Annotated in this window: 14 protein-coding genes and 1 pseudogene; 12 read left to right on the forward strand and 3 right to left on the reverse strand. The window is 67.7% G+C overall.

Translation table 11 applies throughout. The annotated features are described in order from the left end of the window. Positions 1–82: 82 nt before the first annotated feature. Positions 83–1,792: a glutamine--tRNA ligase/YqeY domain fusion protein gene (locus HDG37_RS12810; protein ID WP_184047750.1), complete on the reverse strand. Its 1,710-nt coding sequence runs from the start codon at positions 1,790–1,792 to the stop codon at positions 83–85. Positions 1,793–2,140: 348 nt separating this feature from the next. On the opposite strand from HDG37_RS12810, the gene ggt reads away from it, so the two are divergent. Next, complete coding sequence (gene ggt, locus HDG37_RS12815) at positions 2,141–3,937, forward strand: gamma-glutamyltransferase (RefSeq protein WP_184047753.1); 1,797 nt, start codon at positions 2,141–2,143, stop codon at positions 3,935–3,937. Between the two features lie 55 nt (positions 3,938–3,992). Next, positions 3,993–4,553, forward strand: coding sequence for an alpha/beta hydrolase (locus HDG37_RS12820; RefSeq protein WP_184047756.1), 561 nt, complete (start codon positions 3,993–3,995; stop codon positions 4,551–4,553). Between the two features lie 18 nt (positions 4,554–4,571). Here HDG37_RS12820 and HDG37_RS12825 read toward each other — a convergent pair whose 3' ends face one another. Next, positions 4,572–5,792: a CaiB/BaiF CoA-transferase family protein gene (locus tag HDG37_RS12825; RefSeq protein ID WP_184047759.1), complete on the reverse strand. Its 1,221-nt coding sequence runs from the start codon at positions 5,790–5,792 to the stop codon at positions 4,572–4,574. Positions 5,793–6,081: 289 nt separating this feature from the next. Between HDG37_RS12825 and alaS the strand changes: the two genes are divergently transcribed. Further along, on the forward strand, positions 6,082–8,718 hold the full coding sequence (gene alaS / locus HDG37_RS12830) for an alanine--tRNA ligase (RefSeq protein ID WP_184047762.1): 2,637 nt from the start codon (positions 6,082–6,084) through the stop codon (positions 8,716–8,718). A 160-nt stretch (positions 8,719–8,878) separates the two neighbouring features. Here the strand turns inward: alaS and HDG37_RS12835 are convergent, their stop codons facing one another. After that, complete coding sequence (locus HDG37_RS12835; protein ID WP_184047765.1) at positions 8,879–9,799, reverse strand: LysR family transcriptional regulator; 921 nt, start codon at positions 9,797–9,799, stop codon at positions 8,879–8,881. 101 nt (positions 9,800–9,900) lie between these two features. Between HDG37_RS12835 and HDG37_RS12840 the strand changes: the two genes are divergently transcribed. The 9 genes and pseudogenes from HDG37_RS12840 to HDG37_RS12880 all read left to right on the forward strand — a co-directional run bounded on the left by HDG37_RS12840 (position 9,901) and on the right by HDG37_RS12880 (position 18,620). Beyond that, complete coding sequence (locus HDG37_RS12840) at positions 9,901–11,214, forward strand: YbfB/YjiJ family MFS transporter (protein ID WP_184047768.1); 1,314 nt, start codon at positions 9,901–9,903, stop codon at positions 11,212–11,214. 86 nt (positions 11,215–11,300) lie between these two features. After that, a pseudogene (locus tag HDG37_RS12845) lies at positions 11,301–12,333 on the forward strand (threonine aldolase family protein). Between the two features lie 126 nt (positions 12,334–12,459). Then, positions 12,460–12,990: an NUDIX domain-containing protein gene (locus HDG37_RS12850; RefSeq protein ID WP_090801064.1), complete on the forward strand. Its 531-nt coding sequence runs from the start codon at positions 12,460–12,462 to the stop codon at positions 12,988–12,990. A gap of 184 nt (positions 12,991–13,174) precedes the next feature. Then, positions 13,175–14,323: an iron-containing alcohol dehydrogenase gene (locus HDG37_RS12855; protein WP_184047771.1), complete on the forward strand. Its 1,149-nt coding sequence runs from the start codon at positions 13,175–13,177 to the stop codon at positions 14,321–14,323. Positions 14,324–14,351: 28 nt separating this feature from the next. Continuing rightward, entirely contained in the window at positions 14,352–14,801 is a 450-nt protein-coding gene (locus tag HDG37_RS12860) for a thioesterase family protein (RefSeq protein ID WP_184047774.1), read from the forward strand. 4 nt (positions 14,802–14,805) lie between these two features. Further along, a complete protein-coding gene (locus HDG37_RS12865; protein ID WP_184047777.1) occupies positions 14,806–15,744 on the forward strand; it encodes a branched-chain amino acid ABC transporter permease in 939 nt (312 codons plus the stop codon). Beyond that, the gene (locus tag HDG37_RS12870; RefSeq protein WP_260334714.1) at positions 15,737–17,101 is read left to right on the forward strand and encodes a branched-chain amino acid ABC transporter permease; all 1,365 of its coding nucleotides are present in this window, start codon (positions 15,737–15,739) and stop codon (positions 17,099–17,101) included. The genes HDG37_RS12865 and HDG37_RS12870 overlap by 8 nt, the downstream gene beginning before the upstream one ends. Then, on the forward strand, positions 17,098–17,898 hold the full coding sequence (locus HDG37_RS12875; RefSeq protein ID WP_184047780.1) for an ABC transporter ATP-binding protein: 801 nt from the start codon (positions 17,098–17,100) through the stop codon (positions 17,896–17,898). Before HDG37_RS12870 ends, HDG37_RS12875 begins: the two co-directional genes overlap by 4 nt. Further along, positions 17,895–18,620, forward strand: a complete 726-nt coding sequence (locus HDG37_RS12880; protein ID WP_090801053.1) for an ABC transporter ATP-binding protein — start codon at positions 17,895–17,897, stop codon at positions 18,618–18,620. The genes HDG37_RS12875 and HDG37_RS12880 overlap by 4 nt, the downstream gene beginning before the upstream one ends. The last annotated feature ends 22 nt before the right edge of the window (positions 18,621–18,642 follow it).

An 18,642-nucleotide genomic window follows, 5' to 3' on the forward strand; every position in this document is an offset into this window, starting at 1 on the left:
CAGGCGAGCGCGCAGTGAGTGTCGATCGAAACATCCGGCAACCCGGATGGGCCCGCAACGCCGGGCCCTCGCTGGCGCGGGCTCAGGCCGGCTTGCCCCAACTGTCGCGCAGACTGACGATGCGGTTGAATACGGGCTTACCCGGCTTCGAATCGACGCGGTCGGCGACGAAGTAGCCGTGGCGCTCGAACTGGTAGCGCTGCTCCGGCAGCGCATGGCGCGCGCCGGTTTCGAGATAGGCCTGGACCACGCGTTTCGAGTCCGGATTCAGCGCTTCGAGGAAGTCGCGGCCGCCGGCGTCCGGTTGCGGTTCCTTGAACAGCCGGTCGTAGATGCGCACTTCGGCCGGGCACGCGGCCGCCGCGCTGACCCAGTGAATGTTGCCCTTGACCTTGTAATTGTTCGCGCCTTCGGTGCCCGATTTGCTGTCCGGGAAGTAGTTGCAGTGCACCGCGACGATATTGCCGTTCTCGTCCTTGTCCGCGTGCGTGCATTCGATCACGTAGCCGTAGCGCAGCCGCACCCTGTTGCCCGGGAACAGGCGGAAGTAGCCCTTCGGCGGCGTCTCTGTGAAGTCCTCGCGCTCGATCCAAAGCTCGCGCGAAATCGGAAACTCGCGCAGGCCCTGTTCCGGATGATGCGGATGCACCGGTGCGTGGCACGGCTCGGTGAGGCGTTCGGGGAAGTTGTCGATGATCAGCTTGACCGGATCGAGCACGGCGGCGATGCGCGGCGCCTTCTCGTCGAGATCGTCGCGCAGCGCGCCTTCGAACACGCTCATGTCGATCCACGAGTCGACCTTGGTCACGCCGATGCGCTCGCAGAACAGCTGGATCGACTCGGGCGTGAAGCCGCGCCGGCGCAAGCCGACGATGGTCGGCATGCGTGGGTCGTCCCAGCCTTCCACATGGCCTTCGTTGACGAGTTGCAGCAGCTTGCGCTTGCTGGTGATCGCATAGGTCAGGTTCAGGCGCGAAAACTCGATTTGCTGCGGCAGCGGACGCCCGAAGACACCGGCCTCGGCGAGTTCGTTCAGGATCCAGTCGTACAGCGGCCGATGGTCTTCGAATTCGAGCGTGCACAGCGAATGCGTGATGTTTTCGAGCGCGTCCGAGATGCAGTGCGTGTAGTCGTACATCGGGTACACGCACCAGGTGTCGCCGGTACGGTAGTGATGCGCGAAGCGGATGCGGTAGATGACCGGGTCGCGCATGTTGAAGTTCGGCGACGACATGTCGATCTTCGCGCGCAGCACGTGCTCGCCTTCCTTGAACTCGCCCGCCTTCATGCGGCGGAACAGGTCGAGGTTTTCCGCGACCGAACGCTCGCGGAAGCGCGACGGCGTGCCGACTTCGGCGGCCGAGCCGCGGTTCGCGCGGATTTCCTCGGCCGACTGGCTATCCACGTAAGCGCGGCCGCGCTGGATCAGCAGCTCCGCGAACTCGTACAGCTTGTCGTAGTAGTCGCTCGCGAAGTACAGATGCTCGGTGCGGTCCTTTTCCCATTCGAAGCCGAGCCAGCGCACCGAGTCGATGATCGACTCGACGTACTCGACGCTTTCCTTCTCCGGATTGGTGTCGTCGAAGCGCAGATGGCACACGCCGCCGTAGCTGCGCGCGACGCCGAAGTTCAGGCAGATGCTCTTTGCGTGACCGATGTGCAGATAGCCGTTCGGCTCCGGCGGGAAGCGCGTTTCGACGCGCTGGCTCCATTTGCCGGTGCGGTTGTCGTCGTCGATGATGTTGCGGATGAAATTGGCTGCCGCGGGCGCGTCGTTGCGTTCGGTATTCATGCGAGAAGATGAGAGTCCGTGGGGGCGCGCAATGCGCCCGTGTAGCCGTCAATTCTACCTGACGAGCCCGTTCGCGGCAGGTGGTTGCGGCGCGCAGCCAACGGCGCAGTGGGTTTGGCGCGGCTGCCGGAGTCAGGGAAGCCGGCGCGCGGGGCTGTAACAGGAGGTAAAACGGGTTGGCGACGCGCGCCGCGCCGACTTAGGATGCGCTGCTGCGCGCGGCTCGCGCCTGTGCTGGGCCTTCGCGCGGGGCGGGCTTGCCCGAGCCGTCCACGCTGTCCTTCATCTTCCTGCACGAGGCTCCGCTGCTCGTGCGCCATGCTCGCCTCGTTGCCGGAGTTTTCTCGGATGTCTGTCCCGACGCACGGCGCGTTTCGCGCGCCTTTTGCCCGCGCTTTGGCTAGCGCCCGATTTTCTTGCCGTAACCGTCGTGTGCTCGCTTTGGCCTGGTTTGCCGCGCTTGCCGTGAACGGGGCCGCGCCGCTGTGCGCCGCCGCGAAAACACCGGCGCCGAAGCCGGCGCTCGATGCGTCGGCAGTCGCCGCACCGGATAGCTACAGCGCTGACACCGCGCAGCAGATCTTCGCCGCAGGCGGCAACGCGATCGATGCCGCGGTCGCGATGGCCTTCACGCTCGCCGTCACGCGGCCCGATGCGGGCAACCTCGGCGGCGGCGGTTTCATGACGCTGCTGGTCGACGGCAAGCCGTATTTTCTCGACTATCGCGAGCGCGCGCCGCAGCAGGCGACCCGCGACATGTACCTCGACGACAAGGGCAACGTGGCGCCCGGCATGAGCACGGTCGGGCATCGCGCGGCGGCCGTGCCGGGCACTGTCGATGGCATGTGGGAAGCGCAGCGGCGCTTCGGCAAGCTCAAATGGAAGCAGGTGCTCGCGCCCGCGATCCATTATGCGACCGACGGCTTCCAGGTCGACCCGCGGCTGCAGCAGCGACGCGACGCGGCCGCGAAGAGTTTCGCCGGCAAGACCAATTTCGACGCCTACTTCACGAACCTGAAGGCGGGCGCGATGCTGCGCCAACCGGAACTCGCGCAGACGCTGGGGCGGATCGCGAGCGACGGCGGCCGCGAATTTTACGAGGGCCGCACCGCTCAAATGATCGCCGCGCAGATGTACGGCCACGGCCTGATCACGAGCCAGGATCTGAGCCAGTACAAGGCTGTGTGGCGCGAGCCGCTCGCGGCCGATTGGCACGGCTACCGCGTGATCACCGCGCCGCCGCCGAGCTCGGGCGGCGTCGGGCTGATCCAGATGCTGAAGATGCGGGCCGATCTGCAGCCGGCGTTCGACGGCCTTGCGTTGAATTCAGCGCCGTACATCCATCTGATCGCGCAGATCGAGGATCGCGTGTTCGCGGACCGGCAGCACCATATCGGCGACCCGGACGCATCGCCGGTGCCGGTCGCGAAGCTGATCGACGACGCCTACCTCGCGCAGCGCGCGGCCGAAGTCAAAGCCGACGAAGCGCCGGCCGCCGCGACGGTGAAACCCGGTGTCGACGGCGGCGCGGCGACGGAGAAGGCGCAAACCACGCATTTCTCGGTGGTCGACAAATGGGGCAACGCGGTGTCGAACACCTACACGCTGAACGGCGATTTCGGCTCGGGCGTCGTGGTGGACGGCGGCGGGTTCCTGCTGAACGATGCGATGGACGATTTCGTGATCAAGCCAGCCGGCGCTGGCGCGACGGGCGCGGCGTCGACACCCGGCGCCGCCGATGCCGAGCCGGATGCGATCGCGCCGGGCCGCCGCCCGATTTCGTCGATGACGCCCACGCTGCTGCTGAAGGACGGCAAGATCGCGCTAGCGATCGGCACGCCCGGCGGCTCTCGCATCCTGACGACGATCTTCCAGGTGATGACGAATCTGTACGACTTCGACATGTCACCGACGGACGCGCTCGCCGCGATGCGTTTCCATCATCAGTTGCTGCCGCCAAAGACGATCTACTTCGAGCCGTACCGTCGCGCGCCGGATGAGCTCGCCACACAATTGAAGGCGCTTGGCTTTACTGTCGAGCAGCAGTCGTTCAACGGCGACGTGCAGATGATCCGCGTGGACGGCAGGACACCCGAGCCCGCGAGCGATCCCCGTGGTGGCGGCGTGGCACGCGTGATACGGTAGACGGCCCGCCGCGCTATCCCGCGAGCGGGCGATAAGCCGAATACGGGGAAGCACGATGAGCGAACACCAACCAACCACACTCGTACTGCCGGGCTATCTGGACTCCGGCCCAGGCCACTGGCAAACGCGCTGGGAAGCGCTCGATCCCGCGGTCGTCCGGGTGCAGATGCCGGACTGGGACCAGCCTTCGCGCGACGCCTGGTGCCGTACGCTGGCCGCCGCGCTTGACGCCGTGGACGCGCCGGTCGTGTTCGCCGCTCACAGCCTCGGCTGTCTGACCACGGCGTTCTGGGCCTCGCAATACGCAAGCGCGGCGCAGCTCGCGAAGGTGGCCGGCGCGCTGCTGGTCGCCGTGCCCGATCCGGACGAAGCGCACTTCCCGAGGGACGCGGGCGGCTTTGCGCCGGTGCCGCTCACCCGCCTGGCGTTTGCGACGATCGTGGTGGCGAGCAGCGACGATCCTTATGGCGGCGTGCCGTTTTCACAAACCTGCGCGAACGCGTGGGGCAGCCGCTGGATCGGGATCGGCGCGCGCGGCCACATCAACGCCGACAGCGGTCTCGACGATTGGGACGAGGGGCGGGGCTGGCTGGCTTCGCTAACGGCGATGCGCTGAGTCTCGCCGCCTGCTCGATCAGATCACCGCTTTGCGCTTCAACTCGGCAATCGTCTGCGCGTCGTATCCGAGCACGTCGCTCAGCACCCGCTCGGTATGCTCGCCGAGCAGCGGCGGATGGCTCAGCGCCTGCGGCGGCGTGCCGGTCATGGTGATCGGATTGCGCACGAGCTTGACCGTGCCGCCCGACGGATGCGGCAGATCGACCTGCATACCGCGCGCGACCACCTGCTCGTTGTCGAACACTTCGTCGAGGTTGTTGATCGGCCCGCACGGCACGCCGGCCGCTTCGAGCGCCGCGATCCATTGCTGCTTGCCCTGCAGGCGGACCATGTCCGCGAGCATCGGCACGAGCAGTTCGCGGTTGCGCACGCGCGCGGGGTTGGTTGCGAAACGCTCGTCGTCGGCGAGTTCCGGGCGGCCGCCCACTTCGACGAACTTGCGGAACTGTCCGTCGTTGCCGACCGCGACGATGATCCAGCCGTCGCTGGTCTGGAAGGTCTGGTAGGGCACGATGTTCGGATGCGCATTGCCCCAGCGCACCGGCGGCTGGCCGCTCGCGAGGTAGTTCGAGTTCATGTTGGCGAGCATCGCGACCTGCACGTCGAGCAGCGCCATGTCGATGTATTGGCCAACGCCGGTGCGGTCGCGGTGCGTGAGCGCGGTCAGCACCGCGATCGTCGAGTACATGCCGGTCATCAGGTCGGCGATCGCGACGCCGGCCTTCTGCGGGCCGCCGCCCGGCTGAGCGTCGCGCTCGCCGGTGATGCTCATGAAGCCGCCGATCCCCTGCACGATGAAGTCGTAACCGGCGCGCTGCGCATACGGGCCGGTCTGCCCGAAGCCCGTGACCGAGCAGTAGATCAGGTCGGGCTTGACCTCTTTGAGCGAGTCATAGTCGAGGCCGTACTTCTTCAACTGGCCGACCTTGTAGTTCTCGAGCACGACGTCGCTTTGCGCGGCCAGTTCGCGCACGATCCGCTGACCCTCGGGCGACGCGATGTCGAGCGTGACCGAGCGCTTGTTGCGGTTCGCCGCGAGATAGTAGGCGGCCTCGCGCGTGTCCGCGCCGTCCGGCGTTTTCAGATACGGAGGCCCCCAGTGGCGCGTGTCGTCGCCGACCTCGGGGCGTTCGATCTTGATGACGTCGGCGCCGAAATCGGCGAGCGTCTGCGCGCACCACGGACCGGCGAGCACGCGGGTGAGATCCAGTACGCGGATGTGACTGAGAGCGCCCATGTTCCTGAATGTCTCCTGATGGTTGCAGGCCGCGCGGCGAGCTGCCATGCGTTATTTCGCGCGAAGTTTCGTGGAAGTCATCTTAAGCGATTCGCGCTCGCGGGCGCAGTCAGCCGAACGTCATGGCGCGGATCGGACGAGCGGACACGCGAGCGCCAACCAGGCGGCGCGCGGTGCCGCGCACGCTTGCCGATCCCGTATAATCAGTCGTTTAAAGAAACCGACAGTTGGCGCATCCCACCGACCGCCAGTCTCCGTCAGGAACCGTCAGGACCGTCCCCCGCCCGCTATGAAAGCCGCTGAAATCCGCGAGAAATTCCTCAAGTTCTTCGAATCGAAGGGCCATACGATCGTCCGTTCGTCGAGCCTCGTGCCCGGCAACGACCCGACACTGCTCTTCACCAATTCGGGGATGGTGCAGTTCAAAGATGTGTTCCTCGGCGCGGAATCGCGTCCGTATTCGCGGGCCACGACCGCGCAGCGCAGCGTGCGCGCCGGCGGCAAGCACAACGACCTCGAGAACGTCGGCTACACCGCGCGTCACCACACGTTCTTCGAGATGCTCGGCAACTTCTCGTTCGGCGACTACTTCAAGCGCGACGCGATCCACTACGCGTGGGAACTGCTGACCGGCGTCTACCAGCTGCCCAAAGACAAGCTCTGGGTCACCGTCTACCAGGAAGACGACGAAGCGCACGACATCTGGGCGAAGGAAGTGGGCGTGCCGGTCGAGCGCATCATCCGCATCGGCGACAACAAGGGCGCGCGCTACGCATCGGACAACTTCTGGCAGATGGCCGACACCGGCCCGTGCGGCCCGTGCTCGGAAATCTTCTACGACCACGGCCCGGACGTGTGGGGCGGGCCGCCGGGATCGCCCGAGGAAGACGGCGACCGCTACATCGAAATCTGGAACCTCGTGTTCATGCAGTTCAACCGCGACGCGCAGGGCAACATGACGCCGCTGCCGAAGCAATGCGTGGACACCGGCATGGGTCTCGAGCGCATCGCCGCGGTGCTGCAGCACGTGCACAGCAACTACGAGATCGACCTGTTCCAGGCGCTCATTCAAGCCGCTGGCCGCGAAACCGGCGTGACCGATCTGGGCAACAACTCGCTGAAGGTGATCGCCGATCACATCCGCGCGTGCTCGTTCCTGATCGTCGACGGCGTGATTCCGGGCAACGAAGGCCGCGGCTACGTGCTGCGCCGTATCGTGCGCCGCGCGATCCGCCACGGCTACAAGCTCGGCAAGAAGGGTTCGTTCTTCCATCGCCTCGTCGCCGACCTCGTCGCGCAGATGGGCGACGCTTACCCTGAACTGAAGCAGGCCGAGCAGCGCGTGACCGACGTGCTGCGTCAGGAAGAAGAGCGCTTCTTCGAGACGATCGAACACGGCATGTCGATTCTCGAGGCCGCATTGGCCGATCTCGGCGCCGCAGGTGCCAAAACCAGCGGCAAGACGCTCGACGGCGAACTCGCGTTCAAGCTGCACGACACCTACGGCTTCCCGCTCGACCTGACCGCGGACGTCTGCCGCGAGCGCGAAGTGACGGTCGACGAATCCGCGTTCGACGACGCGATGGCGCGTCAGCGCGAGCAGGCTCGCGCGGCGGGCAAGTTCAAGATGGCGCAGGGCCTCGAATACTCGGGTGCGAAGACCACCTTCCACGGCTACGAAGAAATCGTCTTCGACGACGCGAAGGTCGTCGCGCTGTACGTCGATGGCGCATCGGTGCAGCAGGCGCAGGCCGGCCAGCAGGCGGTCGTCGTGCTCGATCACACGCCGTTCTACGCGGAGTCGGGCGGCCAGGTCGGCGACCAGGGCGTGCTCGCCAACGCCAGCACGCGCTTTGCGGTCGTCGATACGCTGAAGGTTCAGGCCGACGTGGTCGGCCACCACGGCACGCTCGAGCAGGGCACGCTGAAGCTCGGCGACATCGTCAAGGCCGAAATCGACGCGGTGCGCCGCGCCCGCACGGCGCGCAACCACTCGGCCACGCACCTGATGCACAAGGCGTTGCGCGAAGTGCTCGGTTCGCACGTGCAGCAGAAGGGCTCGCTCGTCGACGCCGACAAGACCCGCTTCGACTTCGCCCACAACGCGCCGATGACGGACGGGCAGATCCGCCGCGTCGAGGAAATCGTCAACGCCGAAGTGCTGGCGAACGCGCCCGGCATCGTGCGTGTGATGTCGTACGACGAGGCGGTGAAGGGCGGCGCAATGGCGCTGTTCGGCGAAAAGTACGGCGACGAAGTGCGCGTGCTCGACCTCGGCTTCTCGCGTGAGCTGTGCGGCGGTACGCACGTGAATCGCTCGGGTGACATCGGTTTCTTCAAGATCGTGATGGAAGGCGGCGTCGCGGCCGGTATCCGTCGCGTCGAAGCGATCACGGGCGACAACGCGGTGCGCTACGTGCAGGAGCTCGAAGCGCGCGTCAACGCGGCCGCGGCCGTGCTGAAGGCACAACCGGCGGAACTCACGCAGCGCATCGGCCAGGTGCAAGATCAGGTGAAGGCGCTCGAGAAGGAACTGGGCGCGCTGAAGTCGAAGATGGCGTCGAGCCAGGGCGACGAACTCGCGGGCCAGGCGATCGAAGTCGGCGGCGTGCATGTGCTCGCGGCGACGCTCGAAGGCGCGGACGTGAAGACGCTGCGCGAAACGGTCGACAAGCTCAAGGACAAGCTGAAGAGCGCGGCGATCGTGCTCGCGTCGGTGGAAGGCGGCAAGGTCAGCCTGATCGCGGGTGTGACCGCCGACGCCAGCAAGAAGGTCAAGGCGGGCGAACTGGTCAACTTCGTGGCCCAGCAGGTGGGCGGCAAGGGCGGCGGCCGTCCGGACATGGCGCAGGCCGGCGGTACCGAGCCGGCCAACCTGCCGGCGGCGCTCGCGGGCGTCAAGGGCTGGGTCGAAGGGCAGCTTTGATTCTGATGGTCGGTTGAGTCCGGCTCGACGCGAAGTCGAGCCGGGTTCGACGAAGGGGCCACGCGGTGCGCCAGCAGGATCGGCGCGTTGCGTGGCCCCTTCGCTTTTGCTGAAGCCGACCGGTTTGCGTCGAACCTGGTCGGCGGGGCGGATTCAACGATCAGACCACATTCGCATCCGCGGACGCCACCGCATCCACCTCGGCCGTCCCTTCCTGCGACGCCACCAGCGTGCGACGCAGCGCATTGAGCGCCGACGAAAAATGCCCGCGTCGCCACACCAGCAGCGTGTCGATCATGCCGATTTCGGGCAATTCGTGCACCGCGATAATGCTCGTGTCGGTCGCCAGATCGAGCACCGAGCGCGGTGCGACCGCGACGCCCGCGCCGGCCGCCACGCACGCGACGATCGCGTGATACGAGCCGAGCTCCAGCACCCGTTGCGGCCGCGTGCCGTGCTCCAGATACCACTTCTCGATATACGCGCGATACGCACAGCCCCGCTCGAACGCGATCAGCGTCGATAGCGCGATGTCGCGCACTTCGCGGATCGGCCGATGACCGCGCGGCGTCAGCATCACGAGTTCCTCGCGGAAGATCGGCACGGTCTCGAACAGATCGCCGAGCGTGGCCGGATCGAGCGGCGTCGCGACCAGCGCCGCATCGACCTCGAACTCGCGCACCCGCTCGATCAGCCTGCCGGTCGTACCGGTCTCCAGTTCCAGTTCGACGGCCGGCCATTGCTGGTGATATTGCGCGAGCAGGCCCGGCAGACGCGTCGCCGCGACGCTTTCCATCGTGCCGAGACGCAGACGCCCGCTCGGACGATCCTCGCGCACCGCGTGCCGCGCCTCGTCGGCGAGCGCGAGCAGCCGTTCCGCGTAGGGCAGCAGCGTCTCGCCGGCCGGCGTCAGCACGAGGCGGCGGCCGTCGCGGATGAACAGCTCGGTGCCGAGCTGCTCCTCGAGCTGCTTGATGCGCGTGGTCACGTTCGATTGCACGCGATTGAGCTTCGCCGCGGCGCGCGTCACGCCGTTTTCGCGCACGACCGCGCGAAAAATGGTCAGAGCGGCCAGATCCATGATTCTCTCCGGGCGATGAATAACATCCTAATTATTCATTTTTCGTGATTCCAAGGTCAAGCTAACATGGATTCATATCATCTCCGTTTGCCCGTCCGATCATGAACGATCTCGCTTCCCACGCGTACCCGCGCATCCACGGGCCGCACGCCGCCCGGCGCGCGGCGCTCGCCTGCATGGTCACGCTGGCCGTCGCGCTCGGTATCGGGCGCTTCGCATTCACGCCGCTGCTGCCGCTGATGCTGCACGGCGCCGCGCTCGGCCAGCCGCAGATCGATATCCAGCATGGCGGCTGGCTCGCTTCGTTCAATTACGCCGGCTATTTCGCCGGCGCGATGACGTGCGCGGCGCTGCGGGTCGAGCCCGCGCGCATGGTGCGCGTCGGACTCGCCGCGACCGTGCTGCTGACGCTCGCGATGGGCGTCACCGGCCAGTTCTGGGTGTGGGCGCTGGTGCGCTTCGTCGCCGGCGCGGTCAGCGCATGGACCTTCGTGTTCGCGTCGCAGTGGGGCTTGCGGCGGCTCGCCGAACTCGGCGCGCAGGCGTGGAGCGGCGTCATCTATACGGGGCCGGGCTTGGGCATCGTCGGGACCGGCTTGCTGGTCAGCGTCGCGGGTGGCTATGGCGCGGTGGTCGGATGGATCGGCTTTGCGGTGATCGGCGCGGTGCTGTCGGTGCTGGTGTGGCCGGTGTTTGGCGAAGCGCGGCGTGTGGGAACAGCGAAGCCTGCCGCTGCAAGCTCCGCAACCGCAAAGCCCGCCAGCGGATCGCGCGCCAGCGCAAACCAGCCGCCTCGTACGGCCGGCATTCGGACGAGCCATGCCGTCCACCGTACCGACGCGTTCTGGCTGGTCCTGCTCTACGGCATACCGGGCTTCGGCTACATCATCACCGCGACCTTTTTGCCGGTCATCGCGCGCCACGCGTTGCCGGGCTCGGCGTGGCCGGACCTGTTCTGGCCGATGTTCGGTGCGGCGCTGATCGTCGGCGCGTTGCTCGCCGCGCGTTTGCCCGTGCATTGGGACAACCGCGCGCTGCTCGCGGGCTCGTATGTGCTGCAGGCGCTCGGCATCGCGCTGGGCATCGTGTGGCCGACGGCGGGCGGGTTCTCGCTCGGCAGCATCCTGATCGGCCTGCCGTTCACCGCGATCACGCTATTCGCGATGCGCGAGGCGCGGCGTCTGCGCGGCGACGACGCGGCCGGGCTGATGGGTTATGCGACGGCGGCCTATGGCATCGGTCAGATCGCAGGTCCGCTGGTGGCCGCGCCGATTGCCGCGCACACAGGGTCGTTTTCGCTGGCGCTGTGGCTCGCCGCAGGCGCGCTGCTGGCGGGGGCGGCGGGCCTGATCGCAGTGACGCGCGTGCCGCGTGGCCCGCGCCGTGGCCGCATGCCGGATTGCGGTTGCAGCTAGGACGCGAAAACAAATCTCGCACAGCGCACTAAAATGACCGCTTTCCGTCATTCCCTCGCGCCTGTCGCCGGGCGCGTCGCTCGACCATGCAACATTTCGCGTCCGACAACTACGCCGGCATCTGTCCCGAAGCGCTCGACGCGCTGATCGCCGCCAACAACAGCGGCCACGAGCCGGCCTACGGCGACGACTCCTGGACCAGCCAGGTCTGCAGACCGTCTGCGCGACCTGTTTCAGATCGATTGCGAAGTGTTCTTCGTGTTCAACGGCACGGCAGCCAATTCGCTCGCGCTCGCGTCGCTGTGCCAGTCGTACCACTCGGTGATTTGCCACGAACTCGCGCACATCGAGACCGACGAGTGCGGCGGTCCCGAGTTCTTTTCGGGCGGCTCGAAACTGCTGACGGCGCCGGGCATCGCCGGCAAGCTCACGCCCGATGCGATCGAGTCCATCGTCACGCGGCGCGGCGATATCCACTATCCGAAGCCCAAGGTCGTCACGCTGACGCAGTCCACCGAGGTCGGCACCGTCTACAGCGTCGAGGAAGTGCGCGCCATCGCGGCGATCGCGAAGCGTCGTCATCTGAAGGTGCACATGGACGGCGCGCGCTTCGCGAACGCGGTCGCCGCGCTCGGCGTGCATCCGTCGGAGATTACGTGGCGCGCGGGCGTCGACGTGCTGTGTTTCGGCGGCACCAAGAACGGCTTGCCGGTCGGCGAGGCGGTAGTGTTCTTCGACCGCGCGCTCGCCGACGATTTCGCCTATCGATTGAAGCAGGCGGGACAGCTCGCCTCGAAGATGCGCTTCATCTCCGCGCCGTGGCTCGGCCTGCTCGACAACGACGTATGGCTGCGCAATGCGCGTCACGCGAACGCGATGGCGCGTCTGCTGGAGACGCGGTTGCAGGAAATCCCCGGCGTGAGCATCATGTTTGCGAGCGAATCGAACGCGGTGTTCGCGCAGTTGCCGCCGCATGCCGCGAAGGCGATGCGCGCGCGCGGCTGGAAGTTCTACGAGTTCATCGGCGCGGGCGGTTGCCGGCTGATGTGCGCGTGGGACACGCAGCCCGACACGGTCGAGCGTTTCGCCGCCGAGGTGCGTGAGCTGTGCGTCGCGTGATGGAAGACGCGTGAGGTTGCTGAAACCCGAGTTACCACCGGCGCCTCGATGCACCACTCGGCACACGCGCAAAGCCACCCAGCTACGCCCCGCCAGAAAACACGAAACAAAGAGACGTCCCCCGCCATGACCGAGTACCGATTCTGTCCCCGCTGCGCGAAACCCCTGACCGAACGCGCCGACCCCGACCACGAGGGCGGCCGCGTCCGTCAGAGCTGTCCCGATACCGAGTGCGGGTACGTCCATTGGAATAACCCGCTGCCGGTCGTCGCGGCGATCGTCGAGTACGAGGGCAAGATCCTGCTCGCGCGCAATGCGGCGTGGCCCGAGGGCATGTTCGCGCTGATCACCGGCTTCCTCGAAAACGGCGAGACGCCGGAGCAGGGCATCGCGCGCGAAGTGATGGAGGAGACGTCGCTGCACGCCGGGTCGGTCGAGCTGATCGGCGTGTACGAATTCATCCGCAAGAACGAGCTGATCATCGCGTATCACGTGAAGGCGCATGGGACGATCGCGCTGTCGCCCGAGCTGCTCGAATACCGGCTCGTCGAGCCCGCGAAGCTGCGGCCGTGGCGCGCGGGCACCGGCCAGGCGCTTGGCGAATGGATGCGGCGACGCGGGTTGCCGTTCGAATTCGTCGAGCGGCCGGGGCAGTGAGGCGTTCGGCCCATCGAGCCGCAACATTAGCCAGCACACAGACGACGCAGAAATCACAGCCAACATGGAGACAGCCCACAACGCACGCGACACCACTCGACTCGGCACATCCATCGACGCATCACCGAACCGATCATCCACGTCAACCGGCAGTCAATGAGCGCACGCTCAGGGAGAAAACGGCATGGCCTACATCTACTACCTGACCCATATTCATCTGGGCTACGACGCACTGTCGCAACTGTCGTCCGAGTGCGCGCGCATCGGCATCGAGCGGCCTCTGGTGATCAGCGACAAGGGCGTCGTCGCGGCCGGCATTGCGCGGCAGGCACTCGACGCGCTGAAGCTCGGCGACGTGCCGCTGTTCGACGACACGCCGTCGAACCCGACCGAGGAAATGGTGCTCGCGGCCGCCCAGGTGTATCGCGACGAGCGCTGCGACGGGCTGATCGCGGTGGGCGGCGGTTCGTCGATCGATCTCGCGAAGGGCGTCGCGATCGCGGCCACGCATCCGGGGCCGCTCACGCAGTACGCGACGATCGAAGGCGGCAGCGCGAAGATCACCGACGCCGTCGCGCCGCTGATCGCGATTCCGACCACGGCCGGCACTGGCAGCGAAGTCGCGCGCGGCGCGATCGTGATCCTGAACGACGGCCGCAAGCTCGGCTTTCACTCGTGGAATCTGCTGCCGAAATCGGCGCTGTGCGATCCTGGTCTCACGCTCGGCCTGCCGCCGGGGCTGACCGCCGCGACCGGCATGGACGCGATCGCGCATTGCATCGAGACCTTCCTCGCGCCGGCCTTCAATCCGCCCGCCGACGGTATCGCGCTCGACGGCCTCGAACGCGCGTGGCACAGCATCGAGCGCGCGTGCGCGGACGGCCGCGATCGCGAGGCGCGCCTGAACATGATGAGCGCGTCGATGCAGGGCGGGATGGCGTTCCAGAAGGGCCTCGGCTGTGTGCACTCGCTGTCGCATCCGCTGGGCGGCCTGAAGGTGAACGGCCGCACGTCGCTGCATCACGGCACGCTGAACGCGGTCGTGCTGCCCGCGGTTCTGCGCTTCAACGAGCGCGCGCCGAGCGTGGTGGCCGAGCGTCGCTATGCGCGCATGCGTCGCGTGATGGGGGTGCCCGAGCATGCGGATCTCGCGCAGGCGCTGTTCGACATGACGGCGCGGCTTGGACTGCCGACCGGCCTCAGGCAAATGGGCGTCGACGAAAGCATGTTCGACAAGGTCGTGCAGGGCGCGCTGGTCGACCATTGTCATCGCACGAATCCGCGCGAGGCGAGCGCCGACGACTATCGCCGCATGCTGACCGAGTCGCTGTGATCCTCGCATCCACCCACCGCCACGTCCGATGAACAAACCCACCCCCGCCGGCCGCGCCGCGTATCCGCACTTCCTGCCGATCACCACGCGCTGGATGGACAACGACGTCTACGGCCACGTGAACAACGTCGTCTACTACAGCTATTTCGACACCGTCGTGAACGAGTATCTGGTCCGCGCGCGCGTACTCGATTTCGAACACGGCACGACGATCGGGCTGGTCGTCGAGACGCAGTGCAACTACTTCGCGCCGCTCGTGTTTCCCGATCGCATCGACGCGGGCTTGCGCGTCGCGCGGCTCGGCACGTCGAGCGTGCGCTACGAGGTGGGGCTATTTCGTGACGGCGACGCCGAGCCCGCCGCGCAAGGGCACTTCGTGCACGTCTACGTGGATCGCGCGACGCGCCGTCCCGTGAACCTGCCCGCCGGGCTGCGCGCGGCGCTCGAACCGTTGCGCGTCGTCGGGCCGGCGGACTAGACGCGTGCAGTCGTTCATCATCACTCTGCTCAACGGCCTGAGCTACGGGCTGTTGCTGTTCATGCTGTCGGCCGGGCTGACGCTGATCTTCAGCATGCTCGGCGTGCTCAACTTCGCGCATGCGAGCTTCTATATGCTCGGCGCGTACGTCGGCTTTTCGGTGGCGGCGCGCGCCGGCTTCTGGAGCGCGCTGGTGGTTGCGCCGCTCCTCGTCGGTCTGCTCGGCGCGGCGCTCGAACGCTGGCTGCTGCGGCGCGTGCGCGGGCACGGGCATCTGCCCGAACTGCTGCTGACGTTCGGCGCCGCCTATCTGCTCGGCGAACTCGTCAAGCTCGGCTGGGGGCTCGGTCCGCTGTCGGCGAGGATTCCGGCGGTGCTCGACGGTCCGCTGTTCTCGCTGTACGGCGCGGTCTTCACGCGCTACCGCGCATTCATGATGGCGGTGTCGCTCGCGATGCTCGCGGCGCTCGTCGCGATGCTGCGCGTGTCGAAGACTGGCTTGATCGTGCGCGCCGCGCTTACGCATGCGCAGGCCGTCGAAGCGCTCGGGCACGACGTGCCGCGCGTGTTCACCGGCGTGTTCGCGGCCGGCACCGCGCTCGCCGCGCTGGCCGGCGTGATCGGCGCGCCGCTGTTCGTCATCGAGCCGGCGATGGCGGAGTCGCTCGGCTCGATCGTGTTCGCCGTCGTCGTGATCGGCGGGCTCGGGTCGCTGAGCGGGGCGCTCGTCGGGTCGCTGCTGGTGGGCTGCCTGCAAACGCTGGCGGTCGCGAGCGATCTGTCGTTGGGCGACGTGGTGTCACTCGCCGGCGCGGCGCTGCCGCCCGAATGGGACGCGCTGACGCTCGCGCAGCTCGCGCCGCTGCTGCCGTACCTGCTGCTCGTCGCGGTGCTGGCGACGAGGCCGCGCGGACTGTTCGGACGACGTGACGATCATGCGTAAGCAGAGCGGGTCGTCAAACGCGCTGGAAAGCGAGGTGCCGCCTCGCGGGGGCGGCCGTGCGCTCGCGCCGTGGCTCGCGCTCGTCGCCTTTCTGGCCGTACCGCCTTTCATCTGGCCGCACAGCTGGCTGCTCGGCTATCTCGCGCAAAGCGCGACGATGATCGTGTTCGCGCTGTCGTACAACCTGCTGCTCGGCGGGACCGGGCTGCTGTCGTTCGGGCACGCCGCTTATGCGGGGCTCGGCGCGTTGATCGCCGCGCGGGTGTTCAACGCGGGCGGCATGCCGCTCGTGCTGCTGCCGTTGCTCGGCGGCATCGGCGGCGCGCTGTGCGGCGTGCTGTTCGGCTTCATCGCGACGCGCCGTGCCGGCACCGCATTCGCGATGATCACGCTCGGTCTCGGCGAGCTCGTCGTCGCGGCCGCGTGGACGCTGCCGGGCTGGTTCGGCGGCGAGGCGGGCGTCGCGATCGATCGCGCGAGCGGGCCACTCTTCGGCGGCTGGAGCTTCGGTCCGGCGCGCGAGGCCTATGCGCTGATCGCGCTGTGGAGCGTCGTCGCCAGTGGCGCGATGTTCGCGCTGTCGCGCACACCGTTCATGCGGCTCGCGAACGCCGTGCGCGACAACCCGGCGCGCGCGGCGGCGCTCGGCTGCTATCCGCGGCGGATTCACCATGGCGTGATCGTGCTGTCGGCGTTTTTCGCGGGCGTCGCGGGCACGCTCGGGCTGATCAATATCGAGCTCGTATCGACTGAGAGCGTCGGCATGATGCGCTCGGGCGCGGTGCTGATCGCGACCGTGATCGGCGGCACGGCGGCGTTCTTCGGGCCGGTCGCGGGGGCGATCGTGCTGACGTTTTTCAGCGTGGTGGTCGCCAGTGTCACGCGGGCGTGGCTGTTCTATCTCGGGCTGTTCTTTGTCGTCGTCGTGCTGGCCGCGCCGGATGGGCTCGCCGGCTTTGCCTCGCGGCAGACGGCGCGGATTGCCGCCAACGGCTGGCGACGTTGCCGCGCCGCGTATTGGTGGAGCGCGGCGGCGGGGTTGCTGTGGCTCGCGGCCATCGTGTTCGCGGTGCAGTGGGCCTATGCGGCGCAGTTCGGCGCGGACGAAGGTGCGGTTTCAGGTGGGTTGTTCGGCGCATTGTTCGGCGCCGGCGCCGGTGCAGGTGCAGGTGCGGGCGCTGGCGCGGGTACCGATGTCACCGTCGCGTCGCCGCTTGCCGCCTCGCCGCTTCCTCTTGCGCTGGCGCTCGTTGCGCTCGCCGCTCTGGCTGCGCTGACCACGCGCCATGCGCTGCGCGCGCATGCGCGCGTCACGGCCCATGCACGCGCGGCACGATTCCCCGGAGCCGCACGATGATCCCCGCACTCGCGCTCCACGGCATCGAAAAGCGTTTCGGCTCGACGCAAATCCTGCGCGGCGTCGATCTCGCGATCGAGCCAGGCGAGCGGCACGCGCTGATCGGCCCGAACGGCGCGGGCAAGTCCACGCTGTTCAACCTGATGGGGGGCGGCGCGCGGCCGAGCGCGGGGCGTATCCACCTGTTCGGCGCGGACATCACGCGGCTCGCGCCGGCCGCGATCGCGCGCCGTGGCCTCGCGCGCAGCTTTCAGAGCTCCAGCGTGTTCGCGCGGCTGTCCGTGTTCGACAACCTGCGCTGCGCGGCGCAGCTTGCCGAGCGCGATCGCACGCGCTGGTGGCAGCGTCTGACCGGCACGGCCGCGGTCGATGCGCGCGCCGCCGAGGTGCTCGACGCGGTCGGCCTCGGCGCGCGCCGCGACGTCGCGGCCGGCACGCTCAGCTACGCGGAGCAGCGCGCGCTCGACCTCGGCATCGCGCTCGCGGGCGGCGCGCACACGCTGCTGCTCGACGAACCGACGGCGGGCATGAACCGCGCGGAAGCGGCACGCGCGATCGAGCTGATCCGCGACACCACCGCCGGCCGCACGCTGCTGATGGTCGAGCACGATATGGATGCGGTGTTCGCGATCGCCGATCGCATTTCGGTGCTGGTGCAAGGGCGCATCATCGCAAGTGGATCGCCGGCCGCGATTCGCGCCGACGCGGCGGTACGGGCCGCGTATCTGGGTGAACGCTTCGACGTCGGCTCAGGCGCGCGGGCGGGTGATGAACCGGACCACGGAGCAGGCCGATGAGCGCGCTGCTCGACATTTGCGACCTGAATGCGTGGTATGGCGCGAGCCAGGCGTTGCACGGCGTCACGCTGAGCATCGAGCCCGGCGAAGTGGTCGCGCTGGTCGGCCGCAACGGTTCGGGCCGCTCGACGCTCGCGCGCGCGATCATGGGCCTCGTGCGCTGCGAGGGCGAACTGCGTTTCGCGGGGCGTTCGCTCGCCGGTCGGCGCACGTTCGAGATCGCGCGGCTCGGGCTCGGCTATGTGGCCGAGCATCGCGACGTGTTCGCCGCGCTGAGCGTGCATGAAAACCTGCTGCTCGGCATTGCGCCGGCTGCCGCATCGCGTGCGCGCGGCCGCGCGCCGCGCTTCACGCTCGACGACGCGTACGCGCTGTTCCCGGTGCTCGCCGGGCGCAAGCGCACGCGCGCCGGCGCGCTGTCGGGCGGCGAGCAACAGATGCTCGCGCTCGCGCGGGCGCTGCTCGGAGATCCCGATCTGCTGTTGATCGACGAGCCCGGCGAAGGGCTCGCGAGTCTCGTGATGCAGCAGGTCGCCGCCTGTCTGCACGCGCTGCGCGAGCGTGGCGTCGCGATGTTGCTGATCGAGCAGCGGCTCGTGATCGCGCGGGACATCGCGTGCCGCGTCGCGGTGATGGGGCACGGCGAGATCGTGTTCGACGGCGCGCTGGCGTCGTTTATGTCGCGCGACGACGTGATGCGCGAATGGCTCGGGGTTGGCTGACGCGCGACTACGGACAAGTTAG

The sequence above is a fragment of the Paraburkholderia sp. MM5384-R2 genome, from assembly GCF_014201025.1.
Lineage (GTDB): Bacteria > Pseudomonadota > Gammaproteobacteria > Burkholderiales > Burkholderiaceae > Paraburkholderia > Paraburkholderia tuberum.

Excerpts from the sequence above, each read along its gene's own strand:
- HDG37_RS12880 (WP_090801053.1), top strand. The coding sequence starts at position 17,895 with ATGAGCGCGCTGCTCGACATTTGCGACCTGAATGCGTGGTATGGCGCG.
- HDG37_RS12850 (WP_090801064.1), top strand. The coding sequence starts at position 12,460 with ATGACCGAGTACCGATTCTGTCCCCGCTGCGCGAAACCCCTGACCGAA.
- HDG37_RS12870 (WP_260334714.1), top strand. The coding sequence starts at position 15,737 with ATGCGTAAGCAGAGCGGGTCGTCAAACGCGCTGGAAAGCGAGGTGCCG.
- HDG37_RS12835 (WP_184047765.1), bottom strand. The coding sequence starts at position 9,799 with ATGGATCTGGCCGCTCTGACCATTTTTCGCGCGGTCGTGCGCGAAAAC.
- HDG37_RS12860 (WP_184047774.1), top strand. The coding sequence starts at position 14,352 with ATGAACAAACCCACCCCCGCCGGCCGCGCCGCGTATCCGCACTTCCTG.
- HDG37_RS12875 (WP_184047780.1), top strand. The coding sequence starts at position 17,098 with ATGATCCCCGCACTCGCGCTCCACGGCATCGAAAAGCGTTTCGGCTCG.
- HDG37_RS12855 (WP_184047771.1), top strand. The coding sequence starts at position 13,175 with ATGGCCTACATCTACTACCTGACCCATATTCATCTGGGCTACGACGCA.
- HDG37_RS12820 (WP_184047756.1), top strand. The coding sequence starts at position 3,993 with ATGAGCGAACACCAACCAACCACACTCGTACTGCCGGGCTATCTGGAC.
- HDG37_RS12810 (WP_184047750.1), bottom strand. The coding sequence starts at position 1,792 with ATGAATACCGAACGCAACGACGCGCCCGCGGCAGCCAATTTCATCCGC.
- HDG37_RS12825 (WP_184047759.1), bottom strand. The coding sequence starts at position 5,792 with ATGGGCGCTCTCAGTCACATCCGCGTACTGGATCTCACCCGCGTGCTC.
- ggt (WP_184047753.1), top strand. The coding sequence starts at position 2,141 with ATGTCTGTCCCGACGCACGGCGCGTTTCGCGCGCCTTTTGCCCGCGCT.
- HDG37_RS12840 (WP_184047768.1), top strand. The coding sequence starts at position 9,901 with ATGAACGATCTCGCTTCCCACGCGTACCCGCGCATCCACGGGCCGCAC.
- alaS (WP_184047762.1), top strand. The coding sequence starts at position 6,082 with ATGAAAGCCGCTGAAATCCGCGAGAAATTCCTCAAGTTCTTCGAATCG.